Source organism: Variovorax sp. 01T439_2, from assembly GCF_056398445.1.
Genome location: NZ_JBFTPJ010001111.1, coordinates 1 through 1,721, shown reverse-complemented (window position 1 = coordinate 1,721; position 1,721 = coordinate 1). Strand labels below are relative to the sequence as shown.

Genomic DNA, 1,721 nt, shown 5'->3' with positions numbered 1-1,721 from the left:
ATCATCCGGGTGTTCCTGAACAACCTCGACCAGCCGATCAACATCACCAATGGGCCGAAGGGCATCACCGCCATCGACTCCATCAAGTTCTGGGGGCTCGACCTCGGCAAGGCATGGAAGTTCGACGGCTTCTCGATCTCGTCGGTCACGCTCTAYTACTACCTGTTCCTTGCGCTGGTGGTKGCCACSATCATCATCTCGCACCGCYTGCAGATGTCGCGCATCGGSCGCGCCTGGATGGCSATCCGCGARGAYGAGATCGCCGCCAAGGCCATGGGCATCAACACCCGCAACATGAAGCTCCTGGCCTTCGGCATGGGCGCCAGCTTCGGCGGCGTGTCTGGCGCCATGTTCGCGGCCTTCCAGGGCTTCGTCTCGCCCGAGTCGTTCAGCCTCATGGAGTCGGTGATGATCGTCGCCATGGTCGTGCTGGGCGGCATCGGCCACCTGCCGGGTGTGATCCTGGGCGCCGTGCTGCTGGCCGCCTTGCCCGAGGTGCTGCGCTACGTCGCCGGGCCGCTGCAAGCCATGACCGACGGCCGCCTCGACGCGTCCATCCTGCGCCAGCTGTTCATTGCGCTGGCCATGATCATCATCATGCTGGTGCGCCCGCGCGGCCTCTGGCCTTCGCCCGAACATGGCAAGACCTTGCAGCGCAAGGGCGCCGCAGCCGGCGCGCCGGTTGCGCCCGGTTCGCTCCAGACCCATGCGCCAGGCATCGAGACGCCAGCCGACGAACTGCCGGGTGCAGCGTCGCGTCCCATGTCGATCAATCCGTGAGCCGAAGGAAAAAATCAACATGACGACAGACACCATCCTCGACGTCCGCGGAATTTCCAAGCGCTTCGGTGGCCTGCAAGCGCTTTCGGATGTGGGCATCACCATCAAGCGCGGCCAGGTCTATGGCCTCATCGGCCCCAACGGCGCCGGCAAGACCACCTTCTTCAATGTGATCACCGGGCTCTACACGCCCGACAGCGGCAGCTTCGAGCTGGCCGGCAAACCCTACCAGCCCACGGCCGTGCATGAAGTGGCCAAGGCGGGCATTGCGCGCACCTTCCAGAACATCCGCCTGTTCTCCGAAATGACCGCGCTCGAAAACGTGATGGTCGGGCGACACATCCGCACGCATTCGGGCGTGTTCGGTGCCATGCTGCGCACCGGTTCGTTCAAGGCCGAGGAAAAGGCCATTGCCGAACGCGCACAGGAGCTGCTCGACTACGTGGGCATCGGCAAGTTCGCCGACTACAAGGCCCGCACCCTGTCGTACGGCGACCAGCGCCGGCTCGAGATCGCGCGCGCACTGGCCACCGATCCGCAGCTCATCGCGCTGGACGAGCCCGCCGCCGGCATGAACTCGACCGAGAAAGTGCTGCTGCGCGAACTGATCGACCGGATCCGCAAGGACGACCGGACCATTCTCATCATCGAACACGACGTCAAGCTCATCATGGGCCTGTGCGACCGCGTCACCGTGCTCGACTACGGCAAGCAGATCGCCGAAGGCACACCGTATGACGTGCAAAAGAACGAGAAGGTGATCGAAGCCTATCTCGGCACCGGAGGACACTGAAATGACGACGACGATGACGAGCGCAGAAGAAACAACGACAGCAACGGCAACTGCAACCCCGCCGAAGACCGCGGCCAATGCCACTGGCAAGACGCTGCTCAAGGTCAGCGGGCTGAAGGTCGGCTACGGCGGCATCCAGGCAGGCCGT

Annotated in this window: 2 protein-coding genes; both read left to right on the top strand. The window is 63.9% G+C overall.

The window, feature by feature from the left end; translation table 11 throughout:
- Positions 1 to 780, top strand: a 780-nt coding sequence (locus tag AC1DOC_RS32510) for a branched-chain amino acid ABC transporter permease (RefSeq protein WP_478131424.1), incomplete at its 5' end; no start/stop codon positions are given.
- A 19-nt stretch (positions 781 to 799) separates the two neighbouring features.
- Positions 800 to 1,573 carry an ABC transporter ATP-binding protein gene (locus AC1DOC_RS32505; protein WP_012747226.1) on the top strand — a complete coding sequence of 258 codons (774 nt, stop codon included), beginning with the start codon at positions 800 to 802 and terminating at the stop codon, positions 1,571 to 1,573.
- Positions 1,574 to 1,721: the final 148 nt, after the last annotated feature.